Origin of the sequence: Roseovarius salis (genome assembly GCF_044472985.1) — a bacterium.
Taxonomy (GTDB): domain Bacteria; phylum Pseudomonadota; class Alphaproteobacteria; order Rhodobacterales; family Rhodobacteraceae; genus Roseovarius; species Roseovarius salis.
This window is the reverse complement of sequence record NZ_JBISDG010000032.1, coordinates 19,776-44,034: the sequence shown is the minus strand read 5'-3', so window position 1 is coordinate 44,034 and position 24,259 is coordinate 19,776. Positions and strand designations below refer to the sequence as shown.

General features: G+C 67.7%; 23 protein-coding genes. 2 read left to right on the top strand and 21 right to left on the bottom strand.

Annotation, left to right across the window (positions count from 1 at the left end; genetic code table 11):
- Positions 1–161 precede the first annotated feature (161 nt).
- The 9 genes from ACH13J_RS13455 to ectA all read right to left on the bottom strand — a co-directional run bounded on the left by ACH13J_RS13455 (position 162) and on the right by ectA (position 8,559).
- Positions 162–995: a 3-keto-5-aminohexanoate cleavage protein gene (locus ACH13J_RS13455; RefSeq protein WP_397543856.1), complete on the bottom strand. Its 834-nt coding sequence runs from the start codon at positions 993–995 to the stop codon at positions 162–164.
- Positions 996–1,092: 97 nt separating this feature from the next.
- Positions 1,093–1,482 carry a carboxymuconolactone decarboxylase family protein gene (locus tag ACH13J_RS13450; protein WP_397543857.1) on the bottom strand — a complete coding sequence of 130 codons (390 nt, stop codon included), beginning with the start codon at positions 1,480–1,482 and terminating at the stop codon, positions 1,093–1,095.
- 27 nt (positions 1,483–1,509) lie between these two features.
- Positions 1,510–2,340, bottom strand: a complete 831-nt coding sequence (gene ppk2, locus ACH13J_RS13445; RefSeq protein WP_397543855.1) for a polyphosphate kinase 2 — start codon at positions 2,338–2,340, stop codon at positions 1,510–1,512.
- 157 nt (positions 2,341–2,497) lie between these two features.
- Positions 2,498–3,205 carry a glutathione S-transferase gene (locus tag ACH13J_RS13440; RefSeq protein WP_397543854.1) on the bottom strand — a complete coding sequence of 236 codons (708 nt, stop codon included), beginning with the start codon at positions 3,203–3,205 and terminating at the stop codon, positions 2,498–2,500.
- A gap of 11 nt (positions 3,206–3,216) precedes the next feature.
- The gene (locus ACH13J_RS13435) at positions 3,217–4,659 is read right to left on the bottom strand and encodes an aldehyde dehydrogenase family protein (protein WP_397543853.1); all 1,443 of its coding nucleotides are present in this window, start codon (positions 4,657–4,659) and stop codon (positions 3,217–3,219) included.
- Between the two features lie 167 nt (positions 4,660–4,826).
- On the bottom strand, positions 4,827–6,263 hold the full coding sequence (locus ACH13J_RS13430) for an aspartate kinase (protein WP_397543852.1): 1,437 nt from the start codon (positions 6,261–6,263) through the stop codon (positions 4,827–4,829).
- A gap of 27 nt (positions 6,264–6,290) precedes the next feature.
- On the bottom strand, positions 6,291–6,683 hold the full coding sequence (locus ACH13J_RS13425) for an ectoine synthase (protein ID WP_397543851.1): 393 nt from the start codon (positions 6,681–6,683) through the stop codon (positions 6,291–6,293).
- A gap of 4 nt (positions 6,684–6,687) precedes the next feature.
- Positions 6,688–7,977: a diaminobutyrate--2-oxoglutarate transaminase gene (gene ectB / locus ACH13J_RS13420; protein ID WP_397543850.1), complete on the bottom strand. Its 1,290-nt coding sequence runs from the start codon at positions 7,975–7,977 to the stop codon at positions 6,688–6,690.
- 51 nt (positions 7,978–8,028) lie between these two features.
- Positions 8,029–8,559 (bottom strand): diaminobutyrate acetyltransferase, encoded by a 531-nt coding sequence (gene ectA / locus ACH13J_RS13415; protein WP_397543849.1) that lies wholly within the window; start codon positions 8,557–8,559, stop codon positions 8,029–8,031.
- Between the two features lie 222 nt (positions 8,560–8,781).
- On the opposite strand from ectA, the gene ACH13J_RS13410 reads away from it, so the two are divergent.
- Positions 8,782–9,258: a MarR family transcriptional regulator gene (locus tag ACH13J_RS13410; RefSeq protein WP_397543848.1), complete on the top strand. Its 477-nt coding sequence runs from the start codon at positions 8,782–8,784 to the stop codon at positions 9,256–9,258.
- Positions 9,259–9,293: 35 nt separating this feature from the next.
- Here ACH13J_RS13410 and ACH13J_RS13405 read toward each other — a convergent pair whose 3' ends face one another.
- The 12 genes from ACH13J_RS13405 to ACH13J_RS13350 all read right to left on the bottom strand — a co-directional run bounded on the left by ACH13J_RS13405 (position 9,294) and on the right by ACH13J_RS13350 (position 23,101).
- A complete protein-coding gene (locus tag ACH13J_RS13405) occupies positions 9,294–10,601 on the bottom strand; it encodes an FAD-dependent oxidoreductase (RefSeq protein ID WP_397543847.1) in 1,308 nt (435 codons plus the stop codon).
- Between the two features lie 78 nt (positions 10,602–10,679).
- Positions 10,680–12,059, bottom strand: coding sequence for a TRAP transporter large permease subunit (locus tag ACH13J_RS13400; RefSeq protein WP_397543846.1), 1,380 nt, complete (start codon positions 12,057–12,059; stop codon positions 10,680–10,682).
- Complete coding sequence (locus ACH13J_RS13395) at positions 12,059–12,724, bottom strand: TRAP transporter small permease subunit (RefSeq protein ID WP_397543845.1); 666 nt, start codon at positions 12,722–12,724, stop codon at positions 12,059–12,061. The genes ACH13J_RS13400 and ACH13J_RS13395 overlap by 1 nt, the downstream gene beginning before the upstream one ends.
- Before the next feature lie 95 nt (positions 12,725–12,819).
- On the bottom strand, positions 12,820–13,821 hold the full coding sequence (locus tag ACH13J_RS13390) for a DctP family TRAP transporter solute-binding subunit (RefSeq protein WP_397543844.1): 1,002 nt from the start codon (positions 13,819–13,821) through the stop codon (positions 12,820–12,822).
- Between the two features lie 237 nt (positions 13,822–14,058).
- On the bottom strand, positions 14,059–15,288 hold the full coding sequence (locus ACH13J_RS13385; protein WP_397543843.1) for a response regulator: 1,230 nt from the start codon (positions 15,286–15,288) through the stop codon (positions 14,059–14,061).
- Positions 15,285–17,030, bottom strand: coding sequence for an ATP-binding protein (locus tag ACH13J_RS13380; protein ID WP_397543842.1), 1,746 nt, complete (start codon positions 17,028–17,030; stop codon positions 15,285–15,287). Before ACH13J_RS13380 ends, ACH13J_RS13385 begins: the two co-directional genes overlap by 4 nt.
- 104 nt (positions 17,031–17,134) lie before the next feature.
- Positions 17,135–18,178: a DUF1611 domain-containing protein gene (locus ACH13J_RS13375; protein WP_397543841.1), complete on the bottom strand. Its 1,044-nt coding sequence runs from the start codon at positions 18,176–18,178 to the stop codon at positions 17,135–17,137.
- Entirely contained in the window at positions 18,171–19,211 is a 1,041-nt protein-coding gene (locus tag ACH13J_RS13370; protein WP_397543840.1) for an enolase C-terminal domain-like protein, read from the bottom strand. Before ACH13J_RS13370 ends, ACH13J_RS13375 begins: the two co-directional genes overlap by 8 nt.
- Before the next feature lies 1 nt (position 19,212).
- A complete protein-coding gene (locus ACH13J_RS13365; RefSeq protein ID WP_397543839.1) occupies positions 19,213–20,235 on the bottom strand; it encodes a histone deacetylase family protein in 1,023 nt (340 codons plus the stop codon).
- A complete protein-coding gene (locus ACH13J_RS13360) occupies positions 20,232–20,723 on the bottom strand; it encodes a GNAT family N-acetyltransferase (protein WP_397543838.1) in 492 nt (163 codons plus the stop codon). Before ACH13J_RS13360 ends, ACH13J_RS13365 begins: the two co-directional genes overlap by 4 nt.
- The gene (locus ACH13J_RS13355) at positions 20,710–21,636 is read right to left on the bottom strand and encodes a 3-keto-5-aminohexanoate cleavage protein (protein ID WP_397543837.1); all 927 of its coding nucleotides are present in this window, start codon (positions 21,634–21,636) and stop codon (positions 20,710–20,712) included. The genes ACH13J_RS13360 and ACH13J_RS13355 overlap by 14 nt, the downstream gene beginning before the upstream one ends.
- A gap of 127 nt (positions 21,637–21,763) precedes the next feature.
- Entirely contained in the window at positions 21,764–23,101 is a 1,338-nt protein-coding gene (locus tag ACH13J_RS13350) for an aminotransferase class III-fold pyridoxal phosphate-dependent enzyme (RefSeq protein WP_397543836.1), read from the bottom strand.
- Positions 23,102–23,257: 156 nt separating this feature from the next.
- Between ACH13J_RS13350 and ACH13J_RS13345 the strand changes: the two genes are divergently transcribed.
- Entirely contained in the window at positions 23,258–24,253 is a 996-nt protein-coding gene (locus ACH13J_RS13345) for a LysR substrate-binding domain-containing protein (protein WP_397543835.1), read from the top strand.
- The last annotated feature ends 6 nt before the right edge of the window (positions 24,254–24,259 follow it).

Genomic DNA, 24,259 nt, shown 5'->3' with positions numbered 1-24,259 from the left:
GGCGGCCTCTGCCAGAGCCGCGGGCACCTGCCCCGCCGCGCCGAGCGCGCGCGCATAGGCGGCCTCGACCCGCAGCATGTCCTCGATCTGGCTGGCCTCGCCCAGCCGGTCGCGCGTGTCGGGATCGCCGCACGCGGCCTCAAGCCAGCCGGCCGGCCCGGTCATGCCGCCGACCTCAGCCCGAGCAGGGCACGCGCCTGCGACGGGGTGGCGACGGGGCGGCCGTAGCGTTCGCAAAGGGCGACCACCCGATTCACAAGGGCCGCATTGGAGGGGGCCAGAGTGTTGCGGTCGAGGCGGATATTGTCCTCCAGCCCGGTACGGGTGTGCCCGCCCGCCGCAATGGCCCACTCGTTGACCGTCAGCTGCCCGGCCCCGATCCCGGCCGCGCACCAGTTCGCGCCCGGGGCCCGCTCGGCCATGGTTTTCACATAAAAGTCAAATACATCCCGGTCCACGGGCATCGCGTTGCGCACCCCCATCACGAACTGCACGTAAAGCGGTCCGTGCAGCCCGCCGGCCGCGTGCCGGCGGATCGCCTGCAGGATGTGGCTGAGATCGAAGGCCTCTATCTCGGGCACGATCTCGTGCGCCTGCATCTGCCGGGCCAGCCAGTCAACCAGGTCCGGGGGATTTTCGTAGACGCGGGTGGGAAAGTTGTTCGACCCCACCGAGAGCGAGGCCATGTCGGGGCGCAGAGGCAGCATTCCGCCCCGCTCGCGGCCTGCGCCGGCGCGTCCGCCGGTGGAAAACTGCACGATCATGCCGGGACAATGCGTCTCGATTCCCTCTTTCAGCCGGGCGAAACGCTCGGGATCGGAACAGGGCGCACCGTCGTCGCGCCGGACATGGCAATGGGCAATGGTCGCCCCGGCCTCGAACGCCTCGTGCGTCGACTCGATCTGCTCCTCCACGGTGATCGGCACTGCCGGGTTGTCGGATTTCTGCGGCACGGAGCCGGTGATCGCCACGCAGACGATGCAGGGCTTGCTCATGGGGTCCTCTTCTTTTCCGCGCAAGGTCGCAGCAAACGCGCATTGCCGCAACCTCGGGCCGCTGGCCCGGCCGCGGAACGTGGCACGCGATGCGGCGTCAGAGCCCGCGCTCCTCCAGCACCTTGCGGGCCACGCGAAAGCATTCCAGCCCCTGGGGCACGCCGCAATATATCGCGACGACATGGATGATGGCGCGGATCTCTTCCTTGCCGACGCCATTGTTGAGTGCGCCGCGGCAGTGGATTTCCCATTCATGCATCTTGCCCAGGGCGCCGATCATGGCAAGGTTCATCATCGACCGCGTCTTGGCGTCGATGACGTCGTCACCCCAGCCGAAGCCCCAGCACCAGGCGGTCATCGCCTCCTGGAATGGGCGGGTGAAATCGTCGGCTGCGGCGAGGTTCTTTTCCACGTAGTCGGCACCGAGCGTCGCCTTGCGCTGCTCCAGCCCCTTCAGGAAAAGGTTCTCGTCGAACGGGTCCGCCATCATTTTCCTCGCTGCTTGCGCGGGACGTCAGTCGCCGCGGGGTGTGTAGGGTTCCGGTATGAAGTTCTGCGACCGGAACGGCGGCCGGTCGTGATCGGGCGGGGCCGGACGCGGGCCAAGCTCCGGCGGCTCCGGCAGCACATCGTGATACGGCACGTTGTCAAGGAAATGCGCGATGCAGTTCAGCCGCGCATGCCGTTTCACGTCGGCGTCCACGACGTGCCACGGCGCCTCGGGGATGTCGGTGTGGCGCATCATCTCGTCCTTGGCGCGGGAATATTCCACCCACCGCTCGCGCGATTCCAGGTCCATCGGCGACAGCTTCCACCGCTTGAGCGGGTCGTTGACGCGGTCGCGAAAGCGCCGTTCCTGTTCCTCGTCGCTGATCGAGAACCAGTACTTGAACACGATCATACCCGACCGGACGAGCATCCGCTCCAGATCGCAGGCCGAGGTGAAGAATTCCCAGTATTCCTCCTCGGTGCAGAAGCCCATGACACGCTCCACCCCGGCACGGTTGTACCATGACCGGTCGAAGATCGCGATCTCGCCCGAGGCGGGCAGTTGCTCCACGTAACGCTGGAAATACCACTGCCCCTTCTCGCGCCGCGTGGGCTTGGGCAGGGCCACGACCCGCGCCACCCGCGGGCTGAGCGGTTCGGTCAGCCGCTTTATCGTGCCGCCCTTGCCCGCGGCGTCGCGCCCCTCGAAAATGACAAGGATTTGCGCCCCCTCGCGCCGGACCCATTCCTGCAGCTTGACGAGTTCGACCTGAAGATCGTGCATCGCCCGGCGATAGGCCTTCCTGGAAATCCTGGCGGGATCGCGTCTGCCGGCGTCAGCTGCTGTTTTGGTCATCGCTGTGTCTTCGTGACTGTCGCATCCGGGGGCCCGGATTTGCCCGAGTGAACACTATTCGGGGGACCGGGCGCAAGCGCCGGGCACGCGACGCGGGCCGCAACCGATGCACGGCCCGGGTTCCATCACTTCGCACAAGGTGGCAGGCTGGCGGGCCTCAACGGTCATCCAGCATCTCGCGGATCGACGCCTCGATCAGCCCGCCGCACCATGCATGGCCGAACCGGGTGTCGGTATCGTCGCGCATGGCCGCGAGCGCCGGCAGGTCGGCAATGCGACGGGCCAGCGCGGCGGTGGCCGGCGCCCGGTCCTCCAGCATCCGGTCCAGCCCCGGCAGCTTCTGCGCGATGGTGACCCAGAGCGTCGAGGTCACCAGATCGGCCAGCCCCGGCGCATCGCTGCCCAGCAGGTATCCGCCCTGCGGGGTCAGACCGTGCGCCCGGCCGGTGGCCTCGAAAATGTCCATCCAGCGCGGCAGCCGCTCCCCGGCGAAGGTGTCCCATTCGCCGGGCGTCCACATGGACCGGCCGCCGAAACGCGTGATCTCGTCCAGCACGTCATTGGCGTCGGACACGACCTTGTGGGTGAGCGCAGCCTTGCCCGGATCGTCAGGCATCAGCGCGAATTTCCCACCCAGATAGGCAAGGACGGCGGGCAGCTGCGCGATGCTCACCCCGGCGTCGTGATCGACCAGCATGGGCGGCGCCATGAACGGCACCGGCTGGTCCGCGACGGGACGGTCCTTCATCTCGATGACATCGTCCATGGCCGGTTCGTCCCAGCTCGCCCCGGCATGGGCCAGCACGGCGCGGACGAATTGCCCGCGGAAGGGCAGCGGCCAGTAGTAAAGCGTGTAATCTGCCATGTCCCCTCCCGTCAGCGGATACGGATCGCGACATTCTTGGTCTGGACGTAGTTCATCAGCGCCTCGCGCCCCTTCTCGCGGCCATATCCCGACTTGCCGTAGCCGCCGAAGGGGGTTTCCACCCCGCCCGCGAACCATTCGTTGACGAAGATCTGACCGGCGCGCATGAGCCCGGCGGCGCGGGTGGCGCGGTCGATATCCCGGGTAAACACGCCGCCCACCAGACCGTACTGGGTGCCGTTGGCGATCTCGACGGCCTCTGCCTCGTCGCGGAAGGGGATGACCGACAGCACGGGGCCGAACACCTCTTCCTGCGCGATCTCCATGTCGGGGGTGACCCCGGCCATCACGGTGGGTTCGAGGAACGCGCCGGGGATGTTCATCTTGCGCCCGCCGGTGACCACGCGGGCGCCCTGTTCCTCGGCGCGGGTGATCATGGCCGCGGCGCGGTCGCGCTGCGCCTCGCTGGCCATGGCGCCCATGGTCGGGCCCGGCTCGGTGCGCTCGATGCCGGGGCCGACCGACAGCGATCTGGCCACGCCCGTGGCGCGCTCGATCACCTCGTCATGGCGGCTTTCATGCACGAGCACCCGGCTCATCGCGGAACAGACCTGCCCCGCATTAACGAAAATGCCGCGGCGGATGTCGGTCTCGAAGGCGTCGAGATCGGCGTCGTCATGCACGATGGCCGCCGATTTGCCCCCCAGCTCCAGCACGCACGGCACGATGTTCTGCGCCGCCGCACCGGCGATGGCACGGCCGGTCGCGACCGAGCCGGTGAACACCACCTGGTTGACGCCCGGATGCCCGGCAAGCGCGGCGCCGGCCTCGTGCCCCCACCCGCAAAGGATGTTGACCGCGCCTGCGGGCAGGCCGGCGGCCTCGGCCGCGTGGGCGAACACCGCGCTGGAAAGCGGCGTCATCTCGGACGTCTTGACGACGCAGGCATTGCCTGTGGCCAGCCCCGCAGCAATCGATCGCGCGGCAATCTCCACGGGGAAGTTCCACGGAATGATCTGGGCGGAAACGCCGTAGGGCTCGTGATGGGTGAAATCGAAATACCCCGCGCCGAGCGGGATGGAACGGCCCTCCAGCGTCTCGGCCTGGTTGCCGTAATACTCGAAGTAGCGGGCGGCACCCGCGATCTCGCCGCGCGCCTCCCAGAGCGGCTTGCCCTGTTCCAGCGTCAGCGTCCGTGCGACATCATCGACGTTCTCCAGCAGGTAGCGGCCCATCGCCTGGACCATCCGCCCGCGCTCCACCGGGCGCATGGCGGTCAGCACGCCGCTGTCATGCGCGCGTCGCGCGGCCTCGACCGCCCGGGCGACATCGGCCGCGTCGGCCATTTCCTGTTCGGCCAGTGCCGCGCCGGTGCCGGGGTTGATGATTTCCGCCCGGCCCGCGCCGCCATCCGTCCACGCCCCGTCGATGTAGTTCTGCCAGATCGCCTTCATCGCATCTTTCCCGTACGCCTCGCCTGAGCAGGCCGGTGACCGGCCTTGGCCACCGGTAAACCCGTCGTGCGCCCGGAGCGCAAGCCGCAATTGCGACAGCCCCTCCGGAACGGCAGGCGCCGGCCCAGCCGGACCGGCGCCTTTTGATATCGATGAGCCGCCCGGGCTCAGGCAGCGCGCGCCACGGGCTTGTTCTCGCGGGCTGACACGAAGGCCTCGTGCAGGCATTTCACCGCGGCGTCGCCGGCATCCCGCGGCACGACGAACTGGGCGTCCACGTTGCGCGGCGTCTGTTGCGCGGCAACAACCTCGATCTCGCCCTCGTGCAGCGCCTGAAGACCGCGGCCGAGCACGCGCTGCCCGGTCAGGTCGCGCCCGATCACCGCGACCAGCGCGACAGAGCGCGCCGTGACCTCGGCCTGCGGATAGACCTGCTCGATCTCGCGGATCACCCGCCGCGCGGTCTTGAGCGATGCCTTGACGTAGTGCGTGATCGTGTTGGCGTTGGACGTCTTGGAAACGATCCAGACATTGTGCCGCTTGAGGGCCTCGAGCGCCGTCGCGTCGTAGCCCTTGACGCCCACCATATCGGGTTCGAAAAGCTCAAGGGCCACCACGCCAAGGCCGGTGACGATTTCGACACCGGGGGTGTCGGCCGGCGCCTCGTCAATGCGCGTGCCGGGATCACCCGGTTCGAACGCGTTGGTCACCCGCAGGGGCACGCCCGCCCGGCGCAGGATCTTGGCGGCGTTGGGGTGGATCGCCTCCATCCCCATGTTGGCCAGCTGGTCGGCCACGTCGTAGTTGGTGTGGCCCAGCTTGCGCGCGTTGTCGACGCCCACCAGCCCGGGATCGGCCGAGGACAGGTGGAATTCCTTGTGGATGATCGCCTCAACGGCGCCGGTCAGCGCCGCGATGTTGGAGAACGTCACCTCGGAATAGCCGCGGTCATATTCGCGCATCAGCCCCTCGCTGCACTGGGCATAGCCCGTGACGATGGGCAGTTCGGTGGCCAGGTCGATGTCCGACAGCCCCGATTTTATCCGCTCCTCCAGCGTGTACTCGGCCTCGTCGCGCCAGCCGCTGAGATCGACGAAGCGCGCGTTCACGCCGTTACGCTGCAGCAGCATGGCGGTGACGAAGGCGGAATGCGCCTCGCCCAGACCCGACAGCAGCTCGCGGATCACCAGCATGTGGCTGGACAGCCGGAAATGCCCGAAAGAGCACAGCCTCTGCAGGTCGAACAGGCACGATCGCGCGCCCTCGATGCGCTCGCGCACGAACTCGTCGGCCATCGTCAGGTCGCCGGGATGGTCCAGCACCTCGCGGTGCGCGGCGCACATCGCCTCGGAGACCTCGGACAGCGCGTCGAGCCATCCGTGATCATCGTCGTCGTTCGCGAACAGCCCGTAGACCCCGGGCCGGCCGGATTTCTTGTGCTCCAGCAAGAGGTCGGTGATGCCGCCGAAGGCCGAGACCACGAAGATGCGGTGGTAGAGGTCCGCGCCCTCGCGGCCGCCGATCAGCAGCGTGCCGAGCAGCTCGTCCACGCGGCTCATGGATGTGCCGCCGATCTTCTCGACGGTGTGGTTGGGAAAGTTCATCTGAATCGCCTTTCCGGGGCGGTCCCGTCAGCTGTCGGCCAGCGCGTAGGACCCGTCCTCCTGGTGTACTTCCTTGCCCGTGACGGGCGGGTTGAAGACGCAGGCCATGACCAGCTCTTCCTCCGCGCGCAGGGTATGGCGGTCGTGCTGGTCCAGAGCGTACATCACGCCGGGCCGGATCTCGTGCGTCTCGCCGGTGGCGAGATCCGTGATCGAGCCCTTGCCGGACATGCAATAAACGCTCTCGAAATGGTTCTTGTACTCGAAGGTGTGCTCCGAACCCGCGTTGAGAAAAGTGACGTGGAAGGAAAAGCCCATCCCGTCACCGGCCAGGAGCATCCTGACCGATGACCACTGGGCATCGCTGACCACGCGATCCTTTTCGTTCTCGACGATCTCGTTGAAGTCGCGCACGATCATGGGATCACTCCGCTGCCATCTTGGTGGACGCGGTCACGTCGCGGGCGGAATCCAGCAGGATGTTGAGCCCCTTGCGGAACGTCGCCTCGGGGGTGGTCAGCGGCGCCAGCACCTTCACGACCTCGTCTTCGGGGCCGGACGTCTCGATGATGAGACCCTTCTCGAAAGCGCGCGCACAGATCTCCTCGGCCAATTCGCCCGAGCCCACGTCGACGCCCTGCATCATGCCGCGGCCCTTGAGACGTGCGCCGGGGATCAGTTCGGCCACGTCCTGCAGGGCGCGGGTAAGCATCTCGCCCTTGGCCGCAATATCCTTCTGGAAGCGGTCGTCGGACCAGAACTTCTCGATCGCGACGCGCGCGGTCACGAAGGCATGCGTGTTGCCGCGGAAGGTGCCGTTGTGCTCGGCCGGGCCGAAGATGTCGTATTCGGGGCGCACCAGCACCAGCGCCATCGGCAGGCCATAGCCCGAAACCGATTTCGCCATGGTGACGATGTCGGGGGTCACGCCCATCTCCTCGAAGGAAAAGAACGTGCCGGCGCGGCCGCACCCCGCCTGGATGTCGTCGACGATGAGCAGCGCACCGTGCTTTTTCGCAAGCTCGGCAACGCGGCGGATCCATTCGGGGCTGGCGGCGTTCAGACCGCCCTCGCCCTGCACGGTTTCCAGCAGGATTGCCGCCGGGGCGTCGATGCCGCCGGACTTGTCGCTCAGCATCGCGTCGAGCAGGTCCGCGGTGTCGAAGCGGTTGCCCATGTAGCCGTCGAAGGGCATGCGCGTCACGCCGTCGAGCGTCGTGCCCGCGCCGCCGCGGTGATACGAGTTCGCGGTCGCGGCCAGCGCGCCCAGCGTGACGCCGTGAAAGCCGTTGGTGAAGGCGATGATGTTCTCGCGGCCCGTGACCTTGCGCGCCACCTTCATCGCCGCCTCGACGGCATTGGCGCCGGTCGGGCCGATGAACATCACGCGGTGGTCCATGTCACGGGGCTCGAGAATGTTGCGCTCGAACGCCTCGAGGAACTCGGCCTTGACGTTGGTGTGCAGGTCGAGCCCGTGAGCCACGCCGTCGCCGGCGATATGCTCCACCAGCGCTTCCTTCATGTCGGGGTCGTTGTGCCCGTAGTTGAGCGACGAGCAGCCGGCGAGGAAGTCGATGTAGCTGCGCCCCTTGGCGTCGGTCATCTCCGAGCCCTTGGCGCGGGTGAACACGCGGTCGATGCCGCGGCAATAGCTACGGACCTCCGACTCGCGGCGGTCGAAAACGGATTTGTCGGCTGACGTGTCAGTCGGCATGGTATGTTCCTTGGGTTGCTGAGGTTGGGGGGCGGAGGGCGCGGCCGGTCGTCAGGCCGCCTGCTTCATCTCCGCCGCGAGGTCGATCGTGACCATGTATTCGGTGTCATGATGTCCGCGGAAATGCAGGGCTTCACCGAAATAGGCCTGCGCGGAAAACCCGGCCTGCTGGTGCTTGGCAAACTTCTTGAAAAGCGCCCAGGAGGCGGAGTTGGACCGGGTGATGGTCGTTTGTATGCGGGTGACGCCGGCGCACTCTTCGCGCCCGAGCAGATGCTTGAGCATCAGCGCGCCGAGCCCGGTGCCGCGCGCCTCCTCCGAGACGGCCACCTGCCAGACGAACAGCGTCTCGGGATCGTTCGGCATGACATAGGCCGAGACCCAGCCCGCCGGCTTGCCGCCGAGCTGCGCAAGAACGCAGGTGTCGCGGAAATGGTCGCACTGGATGAGGTTGCAGTACATCGAGTTCTCGTCGAGCGGCTTGCACGCCCTGATGAGCGCCCAGATGTCGGCGCCGTCCTCCGGGACGGGCTTTCGCAGGGATGGGGTCGCTTCGTCGATCAGTTCGAGCGTGTGTCGCATAACGTGGGCTGTCTCCTCGTTGTTTCGAAAGCTAAAGTAATTCAACTGCGCACAAACTTCAAGATGCAAAGTAAATCCGGTCCATATGTCGCAATTGGACGCTTTAATATCGCTATTCGACCAACAAACACGCGACCTTTCCTTCGTTTTTTGAAATTTTTATCAGATTGCCGCGATGCAACTATTATGCAAAAGTTAACAAAAAACGTCGCGGAGACTTCCATGGAACGGATCGACACCTGCCTGATCGCCCTGCGCAGGATCCTGCGCGCGACCGACAGCTATGCCCGCGACCTGGCCCAGTCGGCCGGGCTGACGGCGGTCCAGTTCCGCGCCCTCCAGCTGATCGCCGAACGGGGCCACTGTACGGCCACCGAGATTTCTCAGCGCATGCTCGTAAGCCAGGCGACGGTGACGGCACTGGTGGACAAGCTGGTCCGCAAGGGGATGGTGACGCGGGAAAAATCCCGCACCGACCGGCGCCAGACAAACATCACCCTGACCGAGCAGGGCCGCGCCACGGTCGACAACGCGCCCGATCCCCTGCAGCAGCAATTCGTGAAGAAATTCGAGGCGCTGGAGGACTGGGAACAGTCGATGATCGTGGCCTCTCTTGAACGGGTGGCGGCGATGCTGAACGCCGCCGACATCGACGCCTCGCCCGTGCTGGATTCCCGCGATATCCGCGCGGGACAGTAGCAGCGGCGCCGGTTTCCCGCCGGCTCCACGGGCGCTCAGCGTGCGCGGGCATTCTCCGCCCGGTCCACCACCTGCCGGTACCAGAGATCCGCAATCTTGAGAAAATGAGGCGTTGGCGTCGGGTGCAGGATGTGACGGCGCGGATGGGTATCGGCATAGGCGGTGGCGCCACGCGCGTCGCCAAGGGCGCGGTAGGCTGCCTTGGCCCCCAGATAGGGCGCCATCACCGTGCCCGAACCGGAGAAACCCAAGGCATAGTGAAGCCCGCGATCCTCGCCCACATGCGGCATTTGATTGAAGGTGAAGCCGGTGTTGCCCCACCATGCGTGGCTGATCCGGGCATCGGCAAGTTCCGGCCAGACCCCCACCATCGTGTCGCGCAGGCGGCGGGCGGCCTCGCGCACCGGCAGGGCGCGCATAGACGCGCGCCCGCCCCACAGCACACGCCTGCCGTCAGGCGAGATACGGAAATAGCTGTGGCGCGCCCGCGTCTCGACCATCATCCGCCGTCCCGGCGCGAGATGACCGATCAGGTTCGCAGGCAGCTCCTCGGTCGCGATAAGGTAGGACGGCAACGGGAACACCCGCGCGACATGCCAACGGAAATTCGCGGTGGTGTAGCCATTGGTGCACAGGATCACCTTGTCGGCGCGCACGTCCCCCTTCCGCGTGCGTGCAAGAAAACGCGGGCCGGTCCGTTCCAGCGCCGTCACCTCGGCCTGCCCGCAGACGGGAATGCCGCGGCGCCGCGCCGCGCGCAGCAGGCCCTGGTGGTATTTCGCCGGATGCAGGCCGCAATGGCCAGGAAAGAGCAGCCCGCCGAAATATCGGCCCGTCTCGATCTCCTGCCCCAGATCGGCGCGCTCCACGATCCGGGCCTCCACGTCGCTTTTTTCCGCCACGCGGCGGGCCATGCTCCGCTGTCCCTCGAAATGCGCCCGCGTCCAGGCGAGCTGGATGCGCCCGGTTTCCTGAAGATCGCACTCGATCTCCTCTCGCGAGATGAGCGCCTTCGCCCAGTCCAGCGCCGGACCCGCCTCGGCGAACAGACCGTCGGCCACACTCGCCCCGAAGCGTGCGGCGAGATCGTCCCAGCCCAGCCTGGGATGCGCGCCGAACATGCCGCCGTTGCGGGTTGAAGCGCCCCGGCCGGGGGCATCCTTGTCCACCACGGCCACGCGCGCCCCGCCGTCATGCGCGGCGATGGCCGCCGAAAGGCCGGCATAGCCCGCGCCGACCACCAGCACGTCGCAGTCGGGCGGCGGCGCATCCTCGCCATGGTCGTCCTCCAGCACGTCCCACCAGTAGGGGGTGCCCGGCTCGGCCTCTGCGTTCCATTCCATCGGTCATGCTCCGCTCGTTGCCCGGCCGACTATCGGCCGGGCGGCGGAACTTGTCCATGGCGCGGTGTGCGCCCGTCCCTACTGGGTTATGATCTCGGGCCCCATGAAGGTGTTGGGCAGCACCGTGGATATCCACGGGATGTACGTCACCATGATGAGGAACACGAACAGCACCGCGAGGAAGGGCAGCGCGGCACGGACCACGTGCATCATCGGCATCCCCGCCACGCCGGAGGTGACGAACAGGTTGAGCCCCACCGGCGGCGTGATCATCCCGATCTCCATGTTCACCACCATGATGATGCCGAGATGGATCGGGTCGATCCCCAGCTCGATGGCGATGGGAAACACCAGCGGCGCGACGATGACCAGCAGGCCCGAAGGCTCCATGAACTGGCCACCGATCAGCAGGATGATGTTCACCACCACGAGGAACATCACCGGCCCCAGCCCCGCCTCCAGCATGGCGCCGGCGATCTGCTGGGGGATCTGCTCGTCGGTCAGCACGTGCTTGAGGATGAGCGCGTTGGCGATGACGAAAAGCAGCGTCACCGTCAGCTTGCCCGCCTCGAACAGCGTGTGCCGCGTGTCGGGATGGAAGAACGCGGTGATCAGCGCCTGCGGTTTCTTCAGCAAGCTCATGTTGCCGCCGCGCTCGGTGCCCACGGCCAGCGGCCCCATGTCCTTGTAGACGAAGCTGGCGATGAAGAAGGCATAGACGGCGGCCACCGCCGCGGCCTCAGTCGGGGTGAAGATACCGCCGTAGATGCCGCCGAGGATGATGACGATCAGGAACAGCCCCCACGCCGCGTCGCGGCCCGAGGCCCAGATCTCGCACCAGCCCTTCCACTCGCCCTTGGGCATGCCCCGGAGCCGGGCGATGACGTAGATCGCCGTCATCAGCATGACGCCAGCCAGAAGGCCGGGGATCACGCCGGCAAGGAACATGCGCCCGACCGACACCTCGACGGCGGCGGCATAGACCACCATGACGATCGAGGGAGGGATCAGGATGCCCAGCGTGCCGGCATTGGCGATGACGCCGGCGGCGAAGTCGCGGGTGTAACCCACCTGCCGCATCCCAGCGATGACGATGGTGCCGATGGCCACCACCGTGGCGGGCGAGCTGCCCGAGAGGGCCGCGAAGAGCATGCAGGCAAAAACGCCCGCGATGGCCAGCCCGCCATGCAGGTGCCCCACGCAGGCGATGGAAAAACGGATGATCCGCTGCGCCACGCCGCCGGTGGTCATGAAGCTGGAGGCGAGAATGAAGAACGGTATGGCCAGGAGCGTGAAATGCCCCTGGAACGCCTCGAACAGGGTCTGCGCGATTGAGGCGAGCGAGGATTGCGAGAACCACAGCAGGAAAAGGGTCGAGCTGAGGCCGAGGGAAACGGCGATCGGCACGCCGACGAGCAGCAGGCCGATGACCATGACGAAAAGCAGAACAACTTCCATCAGTCATGCTCCCCCTGCTGCGCGCGGACTTCGTCCATTTCCTCCTCGACCTCGTGGCTGGCAACCAGCCGGTCGACCTCGCCGCGCCAGATCTGCACCGCTGCCTGCGCGAAACGCAGCGTCAGCAGCAGCATGGACAGCGGCAGAACGAGGTAGGGGATCACCCTCGGCATCTTCTCGTATTCTTCGCCGTAGTTGATCCAGCCCTCGAGGAATCGCAGGATCTCGGGCATTGGCACGCTCTCGACCTCGTACCAGCCCTGCCCGCGGGCGTCGAAATCCAGCCCCGTGGGGAACCAGCGCCCGGTGGTGGGCGGCAGTTCCGCGAAGACGGCCCAGTAATCCCACGCCCCCTTGAGCAGCAGCAGGGAAAAGACGAGGCAGCAGGCGACCGAGAACAGCGCCATGGCGCGGCGCACGGGTTGCGAGACGATGTTGATGATCGCGTCCACGCCCAAGTGGCTGTGCTTCTTGACGGCGTAAGAGGCGCCCAGAAGAACCAGCCATGCGAACATGAACACGGTCGCCTCGAGCGCCCAGAGAATGTTGGAATTGAACACGTAGCGCGCAACGACATTGGCGAACGTCACGAGCGTCATCAGCCCGAGGAGCAGGGCGATCACCGTCTCCTCGAACCGGTCGGTCATGGTCTGGCCCGGTTTCATATCTCCCCCTCCTCCCGCAAGCTTTCTTGCGAAACGGGCGGGCCCGTGCGCGGGGCCCGCCCGGACGGTGCGCCGTCAATGCGCACCCTGCGCGGTTACATGCTGGCGTTGATGTCCTGCGCGGCGTCGATGTTTTCCTGCCCGACATCGTCGGTGAACTGGTCCCAGACGGGCTTCATCGCTTCGACCCAGTCGGCGCGCTGTTCGGGCGTCAGCTGGCGCACGGTGCCGCCGGCGTCCATGATCGCCTGCTTGGCCTCCTGGTTGACCTCGTAGGACTTCTTGTTGCGGGTCTCGGTCACCTCGCCAAGGATGGTCAGGAACTGCTCGCGCACATCCGGTTCAAGACTGTCGAGCCAGTCGACGCCGGTCACGACAAGGTAGTCGATGATGCCGTGATTGGTCTCGGTCACGCCGTCCTGCACCTCGAAGAACTTCTTGCCGTAGATGTTGGACCAGGTGTTTTCCTGCCCGTCGACAACGCCCTGCTGCAGCGCGCCGTAGACCTCGGAGAAGGCCATCTTCTGCGGGTTGGCGCCCAGTTGCTCGAACTGCGCCACCAACACGTCGGACTGCTGCACGCGGAACTTCAGCCCCTCGGCATCCTCGGGCTCGACCAGCGGCACGTTGGCCGACATCTGCTTCATGCCGTTGTGCCAGTAGGCCAGCCCCTGAAGCCCCCGGCGCTGCATGGAGTCGAGCAGCGCCTGCCCGTTCTCGGACGCCTGGAACGCGTCCACGGCGTTGATGTCCTTGAACATGAACGGAAGGTCGAAAAGGCGGAACTTCTTGGTGAACTTCTCGAACTTGGACAGGCTGGGCGCGGCCAGCTGCACATCGCCCTGAAGCAGCGCCTCGAGCACCTTGTTGTCGTTGTACAGCGTGGAGTTGGGGAATACCTCCATGCACATGTCGCCGTCCATCTCGGCGTTCACGCGCTCCTTGAGCAGCTCGGCGGCGATTCCCTTGGGGTGCTTGTCGGTATTGGTGACGTGGCTGAACTTGACGACGATCTCGCCGTCGTCGCAGGCCGCGGACACGGCGGTGGCCGATACGCTCAGCGCCAGCGCGGTTGCAGCAGCAGTCAGGAATTTCATTGGTCTCCTCCCATTCTCGAGACATTTCACTCAGCGCCGTTCGGCGCGGTGCCGGGACACTCCGCCATGCCGCGCGGTGGCTCAAGGGCTGATTGCACGCGCTGGCTGACCAGATCCAGAAACTTGTTTTTGTTATATTTTCACTACCACGCCTTGACAGGGCGCCGGTTACCGGGGCCGTTCTGTGCGAAAAACCGCACGTTGCCGCGCAACGGCTGTGCGGGAATCCGCACAGCCTCAGCGGCGGTAATCCTCCGGCCGAATCCCGTAGCGCGCCAGCTTGTCATAGAAAGTCTTGCGCGGCAGCTTCAGTGTTCGGGCGGCCTCCGAGGCGCGGCCGTTCTGCCGCGACAGCGCCGCGATCAGCAGCGAACGCTCCACCCGCGCCATCTGATCGGCAAGCCCGAGTTCACAAGTCTCGGCCGTCTCCTCGGGCATGCCCAGAACGAAGCGCATCGCCGCCGACATCAGCGAGCGCGCGTTTCCCGGCCAGTCCTGCGCCATCAGGCGTGACATGTGATCGGTGGTCACCTCGGGGACGGGCAGCCCGGCCTGTTCGGCCGCCTGCGCAACGTAATGGCTGAAAAGAACGGGGATGTCCTCGGGCCGTTCCGACAGCGCCGGGATACGCACCGGTGTCACGTCGAGCCGATAATAAAGCTCGGCATTGATGCTGCCGGCCGCGACCTCGGCGGCAAGGTCGGCGGTGCTGCCGGCGATCAGGCGGGCATCGGGTCCGTGTTCCAGCCACTCCAGAAGCGCATATTGCGTCACGTCCGGCAGCGCGCCGAAATCCTCCAGGAAGAGACTGCCGCCCGCCCCGGCCCGGAACGCACCTGCGAGGGCCGTGGCGTCCATACCGGCCGCGTGACGCTTGACAAAAGGGCCAGCGGCGGCGGGTGACATCAAGTGGATCACCTCGGCCACCTTGGAAACGCCGGCACCGGGCGGGCCGGTCACCAGCACCTCGGCCCCCATGCGCGCCACGGTGCGCACCCGCGCGCGCAGGTCCTCGGCCGGCTGCGAGGTGCCAAACAGCATCCGCGCCGCCGGGTCGCCGGTTTCCAACTGCGCCTTGAGCCGGCGGTTTTCCAGCACCAGCCGGCGGGTCGAGAGCGCCCGCTGGAGAACCGGCACGAGGTCGTCCGGCGCGCAGGGCTTCTCGAGGAAGTCGAACGCGCCCTGGCCCATCGCCTCCACCGCCATGGGTATGTCGCCCTCGCCGGTGAGCAGGATGACCGGCAGCTCCGGGTCCACCTCGGTGGTGTAGGCAAGCAGGTGAAACCCGTCCCGCCCCGGCATCCTGATGTCGGACAGCACAACGCCGGAGAACCCGGTGGCGATATGGTCCTTGGCCTCTATGAAGGAGCCGGCCGGCTGCGCCACAAGATCGGCAAGCTCCAGCGACTGCACGAGTGCCTCGCGCACCGCGGGGTCGTCATCCACGACGAGAACGTCCACGCTCATGCCGCCGCCTCCTCGGCCCAGGGTTCCAGTTCGACCGTCATGACGGCGCCGCCGCCGGGCGCGTTGGCACCGCGGATCCTGCCGCCGAAGCTCTGCACGAGCCCGTAGGAAATCGACAGGCCCAGCCCCATCCCGTCCTCGCCGGTCTCCTTGGTCGAGTAGAAAGGCTCGAACATGCGATCGGGGTCGCTGATGCCGGGCCCGGTGTCGCGCACCGTCACGGAGAGCGGCGGGCCGGTATCGAGCCGGATGGCGATGCATTTGTCGGCCCGTCCCGCCATCGCATCGGCAGCGTTGTTGATGAGATTGACGAAAACCTGCCCCAGCCGAACCTCGCCGCCGAGCGCGTGAACGGGGGCGCCGGGCGGCTGCCAGTCCAGTGTCACGCCGTCCTTGAGCAGGCGCGACTGCGTCAGTTCCATGGCGGTTTCGATCACCTGCACAAGGTCCACCTTGCCCATCGGCTCGTTCTCGTTGCGGGCGAAGGCACGCAGGTTGCGGATGATCCGGGCCGCCCGCCCGGCCAGTTCGGAAATCCGCGTGAAATTCTCGCCCGCCGCGTCGGCGCGGCCCTTTGCGAGAAAGGCGGCGCCGTTGTCGGCGAACTGCTGGATGGCCATCAGGGGCTGGTTGAGCTCGTGGCTGATCCCGGCGCTCATCTGGCCGAGCGCGGACAGCTTGCCCGCCTGCACGAGGTCGTCCTGCGCCCGCTTGAGCGCCGCCTCGGCCTCCTGCCGTTCGGCCACCTCGCGGCGCAGGGCAGTGTTGGCCGCCGAAAGCTCCGCGGTGCGTGCGGCGACCCGCGTTTCCAGCTGGGCGTTCGCGCGGGCAAGCGTGCGCCGCCGCTCGGCCAGTTGCAGCAGGACGACGCCGAAGGCCAGACAGATCACGGTGAACACCAGCGTTTGCAGCCAGGCGATGCGCCGCGCCGGCCATGTGTCCATCAGCGCGTGGCCGGTCATGCCGATCACGGGCTCGGGCCGGGCGAGGTGCAGCGCCGTGCGCGGCAGATAATCCCCCCAGTCCATCGCCCAGATCTCGTGCCCGCCACGCTGCAGCGACCGGAATTCGGGGGCCGGGCCATCCCGCGGGGCCAGCGCCGCGCCCGGCTCGCGCTGGACCCAGCCCAGCAACTCGGCGCGGTTCGACAGAAAGATACGCCCCTCCCGGTCGGTGAAGAAAACGGGGGGCTGGCCACCGATCCAGTCCCATTCGAGCTCGGCGACATCCACAAGGGCGACGACGCTGCCACGGACGTCCCCATCCTGCGCGAAGGCCGGGGCGGCAAAGGCATAGACGCGGCGGCCGCCCGGCCCCAGACGGCCGAAGAACGTGCCAAGCGCCCCCTGCATCGCGCGGCGGAAATACCGGCTGCCCCGAGGCTCCAGCGACACCGCGCCCACGCGCGCGCGAACCTCTCCTCCGGCATCGACGTACAGAAGCGACAGCGCGCCGCTCTTGTCGGCCGCCTCCTGCAGGACGCGGTGAGCGCGGGCGACCTGCGCATCGGTTTCAAGTGCATCGAAGGCGGGGTGATCGGCCATGAACACGGCCAGTTCACGGAAGCGCCGCAGCTCGCCGGTGAAACGGTCGGCCGCAAGCGCGAGGTCGGCCCGGCCCTGTTTGTCCAGCTGCGCCAGCGCCTGGACGTAGCCGTACCGCCAGATACCCGCGGCGCACGCGGCCACCCCGACCAGGAACAGCGCGACAACGAGCCAGCGGGTGCGAAGCAAGCGTGTCATGCCATTGTCTTAGCAAGGCGCGGCGGGACTTGACCAGATGCGCCTTGCCCGCCCGGACACGCAACGCGAAGAAGCCCGCGAGAGCTGATGGGCGCCCCCGTGGCTCAGGCGCGCGCCGCCAGCACCGCCTCGGCCAGCGGCGCGGCGCCGAAGCGTACCATGTCGGCCACCGGCAGCCCGGTCTCCTCGGCCGTCCGCGCCACCTCGTCCCGCGCTTCCGCCGCGTCGAGATCGCGGGTGTTGAGCGCGATGCCCACCACCCGCGCCGGGGTCAGCGCACCGGCGGCGCCGGCCACGGCCTCGTTGAGCGCGATCACGTCCCGCAGCGGGGGCACCGGGATGTCGCCGTCGGTGTCCAGCTTCTCCATCCGCGCGCGGTGGCAAAGGATCATGGCGTTTGCACAGCTGCCGCGCATGAGCGGCAGGGTCGCGGTGCTGCCCGGATGCAAAAGCGAGCCCTGCCCCTCGACGATCAGCACGTCGTGGTGACCGGCCTCCATCACCATCCGCTCCACCGCGCCGCTGGCGTGGTCCACGCGGAAGGCATCCAGCGGAATGCCCCCGCCGGTGATGGAAATCCCGATCTGGCCCGTGGCCAGAAAGGCCGCGTCGGCGCCCTGCCCCCGCAGCGCGCGCCACAGCTCCAGCCCGGCGGTCATCTTGCCCACCGCCATGTCGGTGCCCACCATCAGCACGCGTGTGTTGTCCAGCGACGCTGCGCGCGCGGTGGCAATAGGGGGCGGATCGCCAACCGGCGTGCGGATGTCCCATATCCACTGCCCCGGCTTCAGGTCACCGCCGAGGATCTCGTCGAGCGGGTCGTGCAGGCCGTTGACGATGGACAAGCCCTCGCCCACCGCGTGCCACAGCACCGACATCCATTCCGGCGGCACACGCCCGCCCGACGGCGCCGTTCCCAGCACCAGCACCTCTGCGCCCTTGGCGATGGCCTCGTCCAGCGTGGCCACGATCGGCACGTCGCTGTCCATGCGGCACAACTCGCCCACGCGCCGGCCGGCGGCGTGGCTGTCGATGACCGCCACGACCGGATTCTCGCCGTAGCGGATGATCCCCTCGGCCATCTTGGCGTTGATGAGGCCCATCGTCGCCTCGGCGTAGATCGCGATCTTCTGTGTTGGTTCAAGCATCGCGCAGCTGCCCTCCGTGTCCGGGCCGGTTCTCCGGCAGGGTGACGCCCGCCACCAGCGGCGCGCCATCGGCCGGGTCCGGGTCCAGGTTGAGATGGGAATCAAGGTCGATGTAGTCGAACAACGCCCCGATGGAGGCGCCCGCGGCGATCGAGACGGCGCTTTCGCCCATGCATCCGATCATCGTGCCCAGCCCGTGGGCCCGGGCGGTGGCCACGATGCGCAGCGCCTCGGTTATGCCGCCACATTTCATAAGCTTGAGGTTCACGCCGTCCACCCGGTCTGCGAAACCCGGAATGTCGCCCGACAGCCGGCAGCTCTCGTCGACGAAGATCGGCAGGGGCCTGTCCCGGAACAGGTGCGGCAACTGGTCCTCGGCGCCCTCCACCAGCGGCTGCTCGACATACTCCGCCCGCCGGTCGGCCAGCCAGCGCATCATGTGCCGGGCATCGTCAAGCGACCAACCCCCGTTGGCGTCGACGCGCAGCACGACGTCGGCCTCGCCCGTCGCCTCCAGAACGGCGGCATACATCGCCTTGTCGGCCTCGATGCCCCCGGGGCTGCCCAGCTTGATCTTGAGCGCCCGCGCCCCTTGCGCCAGCAGCAGCGGGACGCGCTCGCGCACCACCTCGGGGGGATTGATGCCAACCGTAAGCGAGGTGGGCACGCCCCGCCGCGCCAGCCCAAGCAGGCGGTGCAGCGGCATGCCTGCCTGCTTGGCCTTGAGATCCCACAGCGCCATGTCGAGACCGGCCAGCGCGCAGGGTGCGACCCCCGCGGCGCGGGCACGGCCCCACGCGTCATGGATCGCATCGGCCTCGATCCCGCCCGCGCAGAAATCGCGCAGCATCGCCTCGGCCTCGGCCGGGCTGGCGGCCCCCTCGCTCGGGCCAGGGGCCACCTCGCCCCAGCCTGTCAGCCCGCCCGCGGTGACGCTGACAAAGAGGTTTTCCGCCCCCTCGATCACCCCGCGGCTGATCGCCAGCGGGAAACGCTTCTTGAGGTAGAGCCTCCTGAACGCGACCCGTGCCATCTCAGCCCCCCTGCACGCCGTCGAGGAACGCCGTCAGATTGCCGCCGAGCGCGTCGGAGACATAGCCCCCCTCCTGCACGCACAGGCAGGGCAGCCCGCTGGCGGCGATGGCCTGCCCGATGCGCGTGAATCCCCCGGTCGTCACCGCAAGGCCCTGGAACGGGTCATCGACATGCGCATCCAGCCCCAGCGCCACCACGATCACGTCCGCCCCGAAATCGGCGATACGCGCCAGCGCCCGGTCGAGCGTGGCCAGGTAATCCGCGTCTCCCGTGCCGCGCGCCAGCGGCAGGTTGAGGTTGGCGCCAAGCCCCGGACCTGATCCGCGCTCCTGCGCGTGGCCCCAGAAAAAGGGATAGAAGCGCGCCGGGTCGGCATGGATCGACACGGTCAGAACGTCGCCGCGGGCATAGAACATGCCCTGCGTGCCGTTGCCGTGATGCACGTCGATATCGAGGATGGCCGGCCGCAGCCCGTGGGCCAGCAGCCGCTGCGCCGCGATGCCGGCATTGTTGAGAAAGCAGAATCCCCCCGCGAGATCGGCGAAGGCGTGATGCCCCGGCGGTCGGCAGAGCGCGTAGGCCGCGCGTGTGCCAGTCGCCACGCAATCGGCGCCGCTGACGGCGGTCTGGGCCGACCAGTAGGCGGCATCCCACGTCTCGGCCGAGATCGGGCAGGCGGTATCGGCCTGATGATAGCCCGCCTGCCCCACGGCGGATTTCGGATAGCCGTCGGTGCGGTTGGCGGGGTGAATGTTGGGGATCACCTCGTCGGAGGCGCCCTCGATCCGGCGCCAGCGGGTGTGTATGGTCCGCAGGAAGGTCACGTACTCGGCCGTATGGACGGCGGCGATCGGCCCCGTGCCGGCATCCCGCGGCGCTTCGAAGCTGCAGCCGGCCGCCTCGGCCCCGGCCTTGAGGATGTCCACGCGGCGCGGCACCTCGGGGTTCGGCAGCTGCGCGCCATTGGCCATGAAATGCCTTGGATCATGCGCCCGCTGGCGGTCGTCGAGAAATGCTTTCATGCCACCTCCTCCAGAAGCCGGTCGAACCCGGCGGGGGACAGAAGACACGACCGGTCGCGCTCTGCAACCGCGAAGCCCAAGCGATCGTAGAAGGCCCGGGCCGCCGCGTTATCGGCATAGACCGTGAGCTTGAGAAACCGCGCCTGCCAGCGCTCGCGCCCGAGATCCGCCGCCGCGCCCAGGATCCGCCGGCCCAGCCCGGTACCGCGCCACGGCGCCGCCACCCACAGGTCCGACACGTAGGCGCCCGCCGCGCCCTGCGTGGTCGAGAACACCGGCGAGACCAGCGCCGCCCCGGCCAGCCCGCCCTCCCCTTCGGCCAGCAGGCCGTGACACGCCGGAACCGCGCCCGTGCAGGCGGCGGCAAGCGCGTCGCCGGTCGCACTATGGGTGTCGCCGATGTCCCGCGACAAGGCGTGCAGCGCGTCCGCCAGCCGGCCCATGTCCCCGGGCCCGGCCGCCCGGATCACCACCTCAGAACGCGACATGCGCCGCCCCCTTGAGCCCCAGCATGGCGCGCGCCTCGTCGGGAGCGGCCACCGTGCGGCCCCGCGCCTCCACGAGCGCGCGCACCTTCTCGACCTGCGCGGCGTTCGAGGGGGCCAGCACCCCCTTGTCGATATAGAGGTTGTCCTCCAGCCCCACCCGGACATGCCCGCCCAGTTCCGCCGCGAGCGCGGCCATGGGCATCTGCGCCCGGCCCGCCGCCAGCGCCGAGAACATGTAGTCGTCACCGAAATAGCTGTCGGCGAGGCGCTTCATGTGGTGCAGGTTCTCCGGTTCGGCCGCCATCCCGCCCAGAACGCCGAAAACGAACTGGATGAAGATCGGTGTCTCGACCAGCCCCCGTTCGACGAAATGGCGCAACATCGCGAGGTGGCCCATGTCGTAACACTCGAACTCGAACCGCGCGCCGCGCTCGCGCCCCATCGCGTGCAGGATGTGGGCAATGTCGCGCGGGGTATTCTTGAAAACGAGGTCGTCGGTGGATTCAAGAAACGGCTTTTCCCACTCGAAGCGCCACGCGCGCTCGCGCGCGGCGAGCGGGTAGAGCGCGAAGTTCATGCTGCCCATGTTGAGCGAACACATCTCGGGACAGGCGCGCATCGCACCCTGAAGGCGTTCCTCGAGCGACATGACCGCGCTGCCGCCGGTGGTGATGTTGACCACCGCGTCGCTGCGCGCGCCGATACCGGGCAGGAAGGCCATGTAGTCCTCCGCCCGCGCGGAGGGACGGCCGGTGCGGGGGTCGCGGGCGTGAAGATGCAGGATCGCCGCACCGGCCTGCGCCGCCGCGACCGCCTGGTCCTCGATATCGCGCGGGGCAAAGGGCAGGTGTGGCGACAGGCTCGGGGTATGGATGGAGCCGGTAACGGCGCAGGTGATGATGATCGGCGACATGGCTGGTCAAATCCTCCGCGAAGCGGGGGCGCTGCCCCCGTCGCCGCAAGCGGCGACTCCCCCGGGGTATTTCGGCCAAGAAGAAGAAGACGCGCGGGACTGCAGGGACAGGGACCGGGCGCCCATTCTAGAGCCCCGTATCTTGCGCGAACCGGTCGAGGGCGCGGGTGAGTTTCTCGATGATCTCGTCCACCTGCGCGTCGGTGGTGATCATCGGCGGTGCGACGAGGAAATGGTCGCCCGAATAGCCCCCCCGCGTCCGGCGGGAATAGATGATGAGCCCCTCGTCATATGCCGCCTCCACCAGCGATTCGTGGGCGTTCATCTCGCTCGGCAGCGGCGCCATGGTGGCCCGGTCGGAGACCAGCTCGAAGGCCTGCAGCATGCCGGTTCCGCGCACATCCCCGATGAAGGGGTAGCGGTTCATGAGCGCGCGCAGCCGGGCGCCAAGACGCGTGCCCACCGTGACGGCGTTGTCCATCATGCCCTGGCGCTCGATCTCGTCGAGAACGGCGAGACCGGCGGCGCAGGCAAGCGGGTTGCCGGCGTAGGTGAATCCATGGGGAAACCCGCCGGCGGCGAGGACGGCCTCGACCACCCGCTCATGCGCGACCACGGCGCCGAGCGGCATGTAGCCCGCGCCGAACCCCTTGGACAGCACCGCGATATCCGGGACGACGCCCCAATTGTCGGCGGCAAAGAACGTGCCCGTGCGCCCGCCGCCCGAGATCACCTCGTCATGGATGAGCAGGATGCCGTGGGTATCGCAGATCTCGCGGATGCGGGTCATGTAGCCCGCGGGCGGCATCAGCGCCCCGGTTGAGGCGCCGCCCACCGGCTCGACGATGAAGGCCAGCACCGTGTCGGGCCCTTCCTGCAGGATCCGTTCCTCCAGCATGTCGGCGTAGTGGCGCCCCGTCGCAGGGTCGTCGGGGTCCAGCCCGTCGAGATAGGCGCGCGGCGCGGGGATCTTGGGCATGCGCTGCATCATGGGGTCGAAGGCCTCGGTCATCGGCGCGTAGCCGGTGAGCGCCAGCGCGCCCAGCGTGCAGCCGTGATAGGAGGGATAGCGCGAGATCACCTTGTAGCGCTGCCCCTCGCCGGCGGCGACCTTGTACTGGCGGGCCAGCTTGACCCCGCTCTCCACCGCCTCGGATCCGCCGGAGACGAAAAACACCCGCTCCAGCCCTTCCGGGGCGAGCGCCGCAACCCTTGCGGCCAGCGCCTCGCCCGGTTCGGTCTCGAAATGGAGCCGGTAGCCGAAGGTGGCAATGTCCATCTGCCTGCGCATCGCGTCGAGCACGCGCGGGTTGGAGTGGCCGATATTGCACACCATCGCGCCGGACGAGCCGTCGAGGTAGCGCTTGCCCTCGACATCCCAAATATACACCCCCTCGGCGCGCTTGAGTCGCGGCCGCCGCTGGCGGGACTGGTAGAAAAGGTGGCTCTTGTCCTGTCCGTCCATAACGTCCTCCCGCTGTCCCGGCGTGCCCGGCGCGACGCACCAAGGATTTGCCGCCGGTATCCGGCCGCGGCCCGTGCGCGACTATTGCAGCGCGCGAGGAAATCCCTCAAATTGATAATGCCTATTCTGTTCATAGACCTTATCAATGGGGGTAACTTGGGCGCCTCGGACAAGTTCGTCACCAACCTCGACTGGAACCTGCTGCGCACCTTCGTGGTGATCGTCGAGGAAGGCGGGATCACCGCCGCCGCCACGCGGCTGCTGCGGCGCCAGCCCACGGTGTCGGCCGCGCTCGGGCGGCTGGAGGCGCAGATCGGCAGCCGCCTGATCGAGCGGGGAGGCGGCGCATTTCGCCTGACCGCCGCGGGCCGCGCGCTCTATCGCGAGTGCAGCGAGATCTACGGCGCGGTGTCGCGGCTGGGGGACCTGGCGCAGGACGCCACCAAGGAGCTGACGGGCCATGTCGAGTTGCCGGTGGCGAGCCATGTCGTCACCCCCATCCTCGACCAGACGCTTGCCGAGTTCCACCGCACCTACCCCGAGGTCACCTTTGAAATCACGGTGGACACCAGCCGGGCCGTTCAGCAGCGCGTGCTTGAAAAATCCGCGCCGCTTGGCATCTGCCTGGTCAGCCGGCGGATCGCGCGGCTGGATTACGAGATGATATACCGGGAATATTTCGGGTTCTTCTGCGGCCCGTCGCACCCGCTCTACGGGCGGGGGGATCTCGACATCAGCGATCTGCGCGGCTGCGCGGGCGTGTCCTTCGAGACCGACAGCGTGGACGACGCGCTGCGCCCGGTGGCGGTATTCCGGCGCGACCACGGACTCGACCACAACATCGTCGGCCGGTCCACCCACCTCGAGGAGGTGCGCCGGCTGATCGCCTGTGGGCTGGGCATCGGGCCGCTGCCGATCCATGTCATGCGCCAGGATATCGAGCAGGGCACGCTCTGGCGCCTGCCGCCCTACGACGATCCGCCGGCGATCGACATCTTCGTGGTGACGAATCCCACCAGCAGGCTGACACGCGCCGAGAGCCGGTTTCTCGCCGCGCTCAAGTCCCAGATCGCGGCGCGCCCCTTTGCCGAGCGAACCTATGGCGACGTGCGGGCGGCGGGGCTGGCGCCTGCCGCGGCCACGCAGCCATGAGGCGGG

Bases quoted from the DNA above. Each gene is read 5' to 3' on its own strand.
- ACH13J_RS13455 (WP_397543856.1), bottom strand. From the start codon at position 995: ATGAGCAAGCCCTGCATCGTCTGCGTGGCGATCACCGGCTCCGTGCCG.
- ACH13J_RS13450 (WP_397543857.1), bottom strand. From the start codon at position 1,482: ATGGCGGACCCGTTCGACGAGAACCTTTTCCTGAAGGGGCTGGAGCAG.
- ppk2 (WP_397543855.1), bottom strand. From the start codon at position 2,340: ATGACCAAAACAGCAGCTGACGCCGGCAGACGCGATCCCGCCAGGATT.
- ACH13J_RS13440 (WP_397543854.1), bottom strand. From the start codon at position 3,205: ATGGCAGATTACACGCTTTACTACTGGCCGCTGCCCTTCCGCGGGCAA.
- ACH13J_RS13435 (WP_397543853.1), bottom strand. From the start codon at position 4,659: ATGAAGGCGATCTGGCAGAACTACATCGACGGGGCGTGGACGGATGGC.
- ACH13J_RS13430 (WP_397543852.1), bottom strand. From the start codon at position 6,263: ATGAACTTTCCCAACCACACCGTCGAGAAGATCGGCGGCACATCCATG.
- ACH13J_RS13425 (WP_397543851.1), bottom strand. From the start codon at position 6,683: ATGATCGTGCGCGACTTCAACGAGATCGTCGAGAACGAAAAGGATCGC.
- ectB (WP_397543850.1), bottom strand. From the start codon at position 7,977: ATGCCGACTGACACGTCAGCCGACAAATCCGTTTTCGACCGCCGCGAG.
- ectA (WP_397543849.1), bottom strand. From the start codon at position 8,559: ATGCGACACACGCTCGAACTGATCGACGAAGCGACCCCATCCCTGCGA.
- ACH13J_RS13410 (WP_397543848.1), top strand. From the start codon at position 8,782: ATGGAACGGATCGACACCTGCCTGATCGCCCTGCGCAGGATCCTGCGC.
- ACH13J_RS13405 (WP_397543847.1), bottom strand. From the start codon at position 10,601: ATGGAATGGAACGCAGAGGCCGAGCCGGGCACCCCCTACTGGTGGGAC.
- ACH13J_RS13400 (WP_397543846.1), bottom strand. From the start codon at position 12,059: ATGGAAGTTGTTCTGCTTTTCGTCATGGTCATCGGCCTGCTGCTCGTC.
- ACH13J_RS13395 (WP_397543845.1), bottom strand. From the start codon at position 12,724: ATGAAACCGGGCCAGACCATGACCGACCGGTTCGAGGAGACGGTGATC.
- ACH13J_RS13390 (WP_397543844.1), bottom strand. From the start codon at position 13,821: ATGAAATTCCTGACTGCTGCTGCAACCGCGCTGGCGCTGAGCGTATCG.
- ACH13J_RS13385 (WP_397543843.1), bottom strand. From the start codon at position 15,288: ATGAGCGTGGACGTTCTCGTCGTGGATGACGACCCCGCGGTGCGCGAG.
- ACH13J_RS13380 (WP_397543842.1), bottom strand. From the start codon at position 17,030: ATGACACGCTTGCTTCGCACCCGCTGGCTCGTTGTCGCGCTGTTCCTG.
- ACH13J_RS13375 (WP_397543841.1), bottom strand. From the start codon at position 18,178: ATGCTTGAACCAACACAGAAGATCGCGATCTACGCCGAGGCGACGATG.
- ACH13J_RS13370 (WP_397543840.1), bottom strand. From the start codon at position 19,211: ATGGCACGGGTCGCGTTCAGGAGGCTCTACCTCAAGAAGCGTTTCCCG.
- ACH13J_RS13365 (WP_397543839.1), bottom strand. From the start codon at position 20,235: ATGAAAGCATTTCTCGACGACCGCCAGCGGGCGCATGATCCAAGGCAT.
- ACH13J_RS13360 (WP_397543838.1), bottom strand. From the start codon at position 20,723: ATGTCGCGTTCTGAGGTGGTGATCCGGGCGGCCGGGCCCGGGGACATG.
- ACH13J_RS13355 (WP_397543837.1), bottom strand. From the start codon at position 21,636: ATGTCGCCGATCATCATCACCTGCGCCGTTACCGGCTCCATCCATACC.
- ACH13J_RS13350 (WP_397543836.1), bottom strand. From the start codon at position 23,101: ATGGACGGACAGGACAAGAGCCACCTTTTCTACCAGTCCCGCCAGCGG.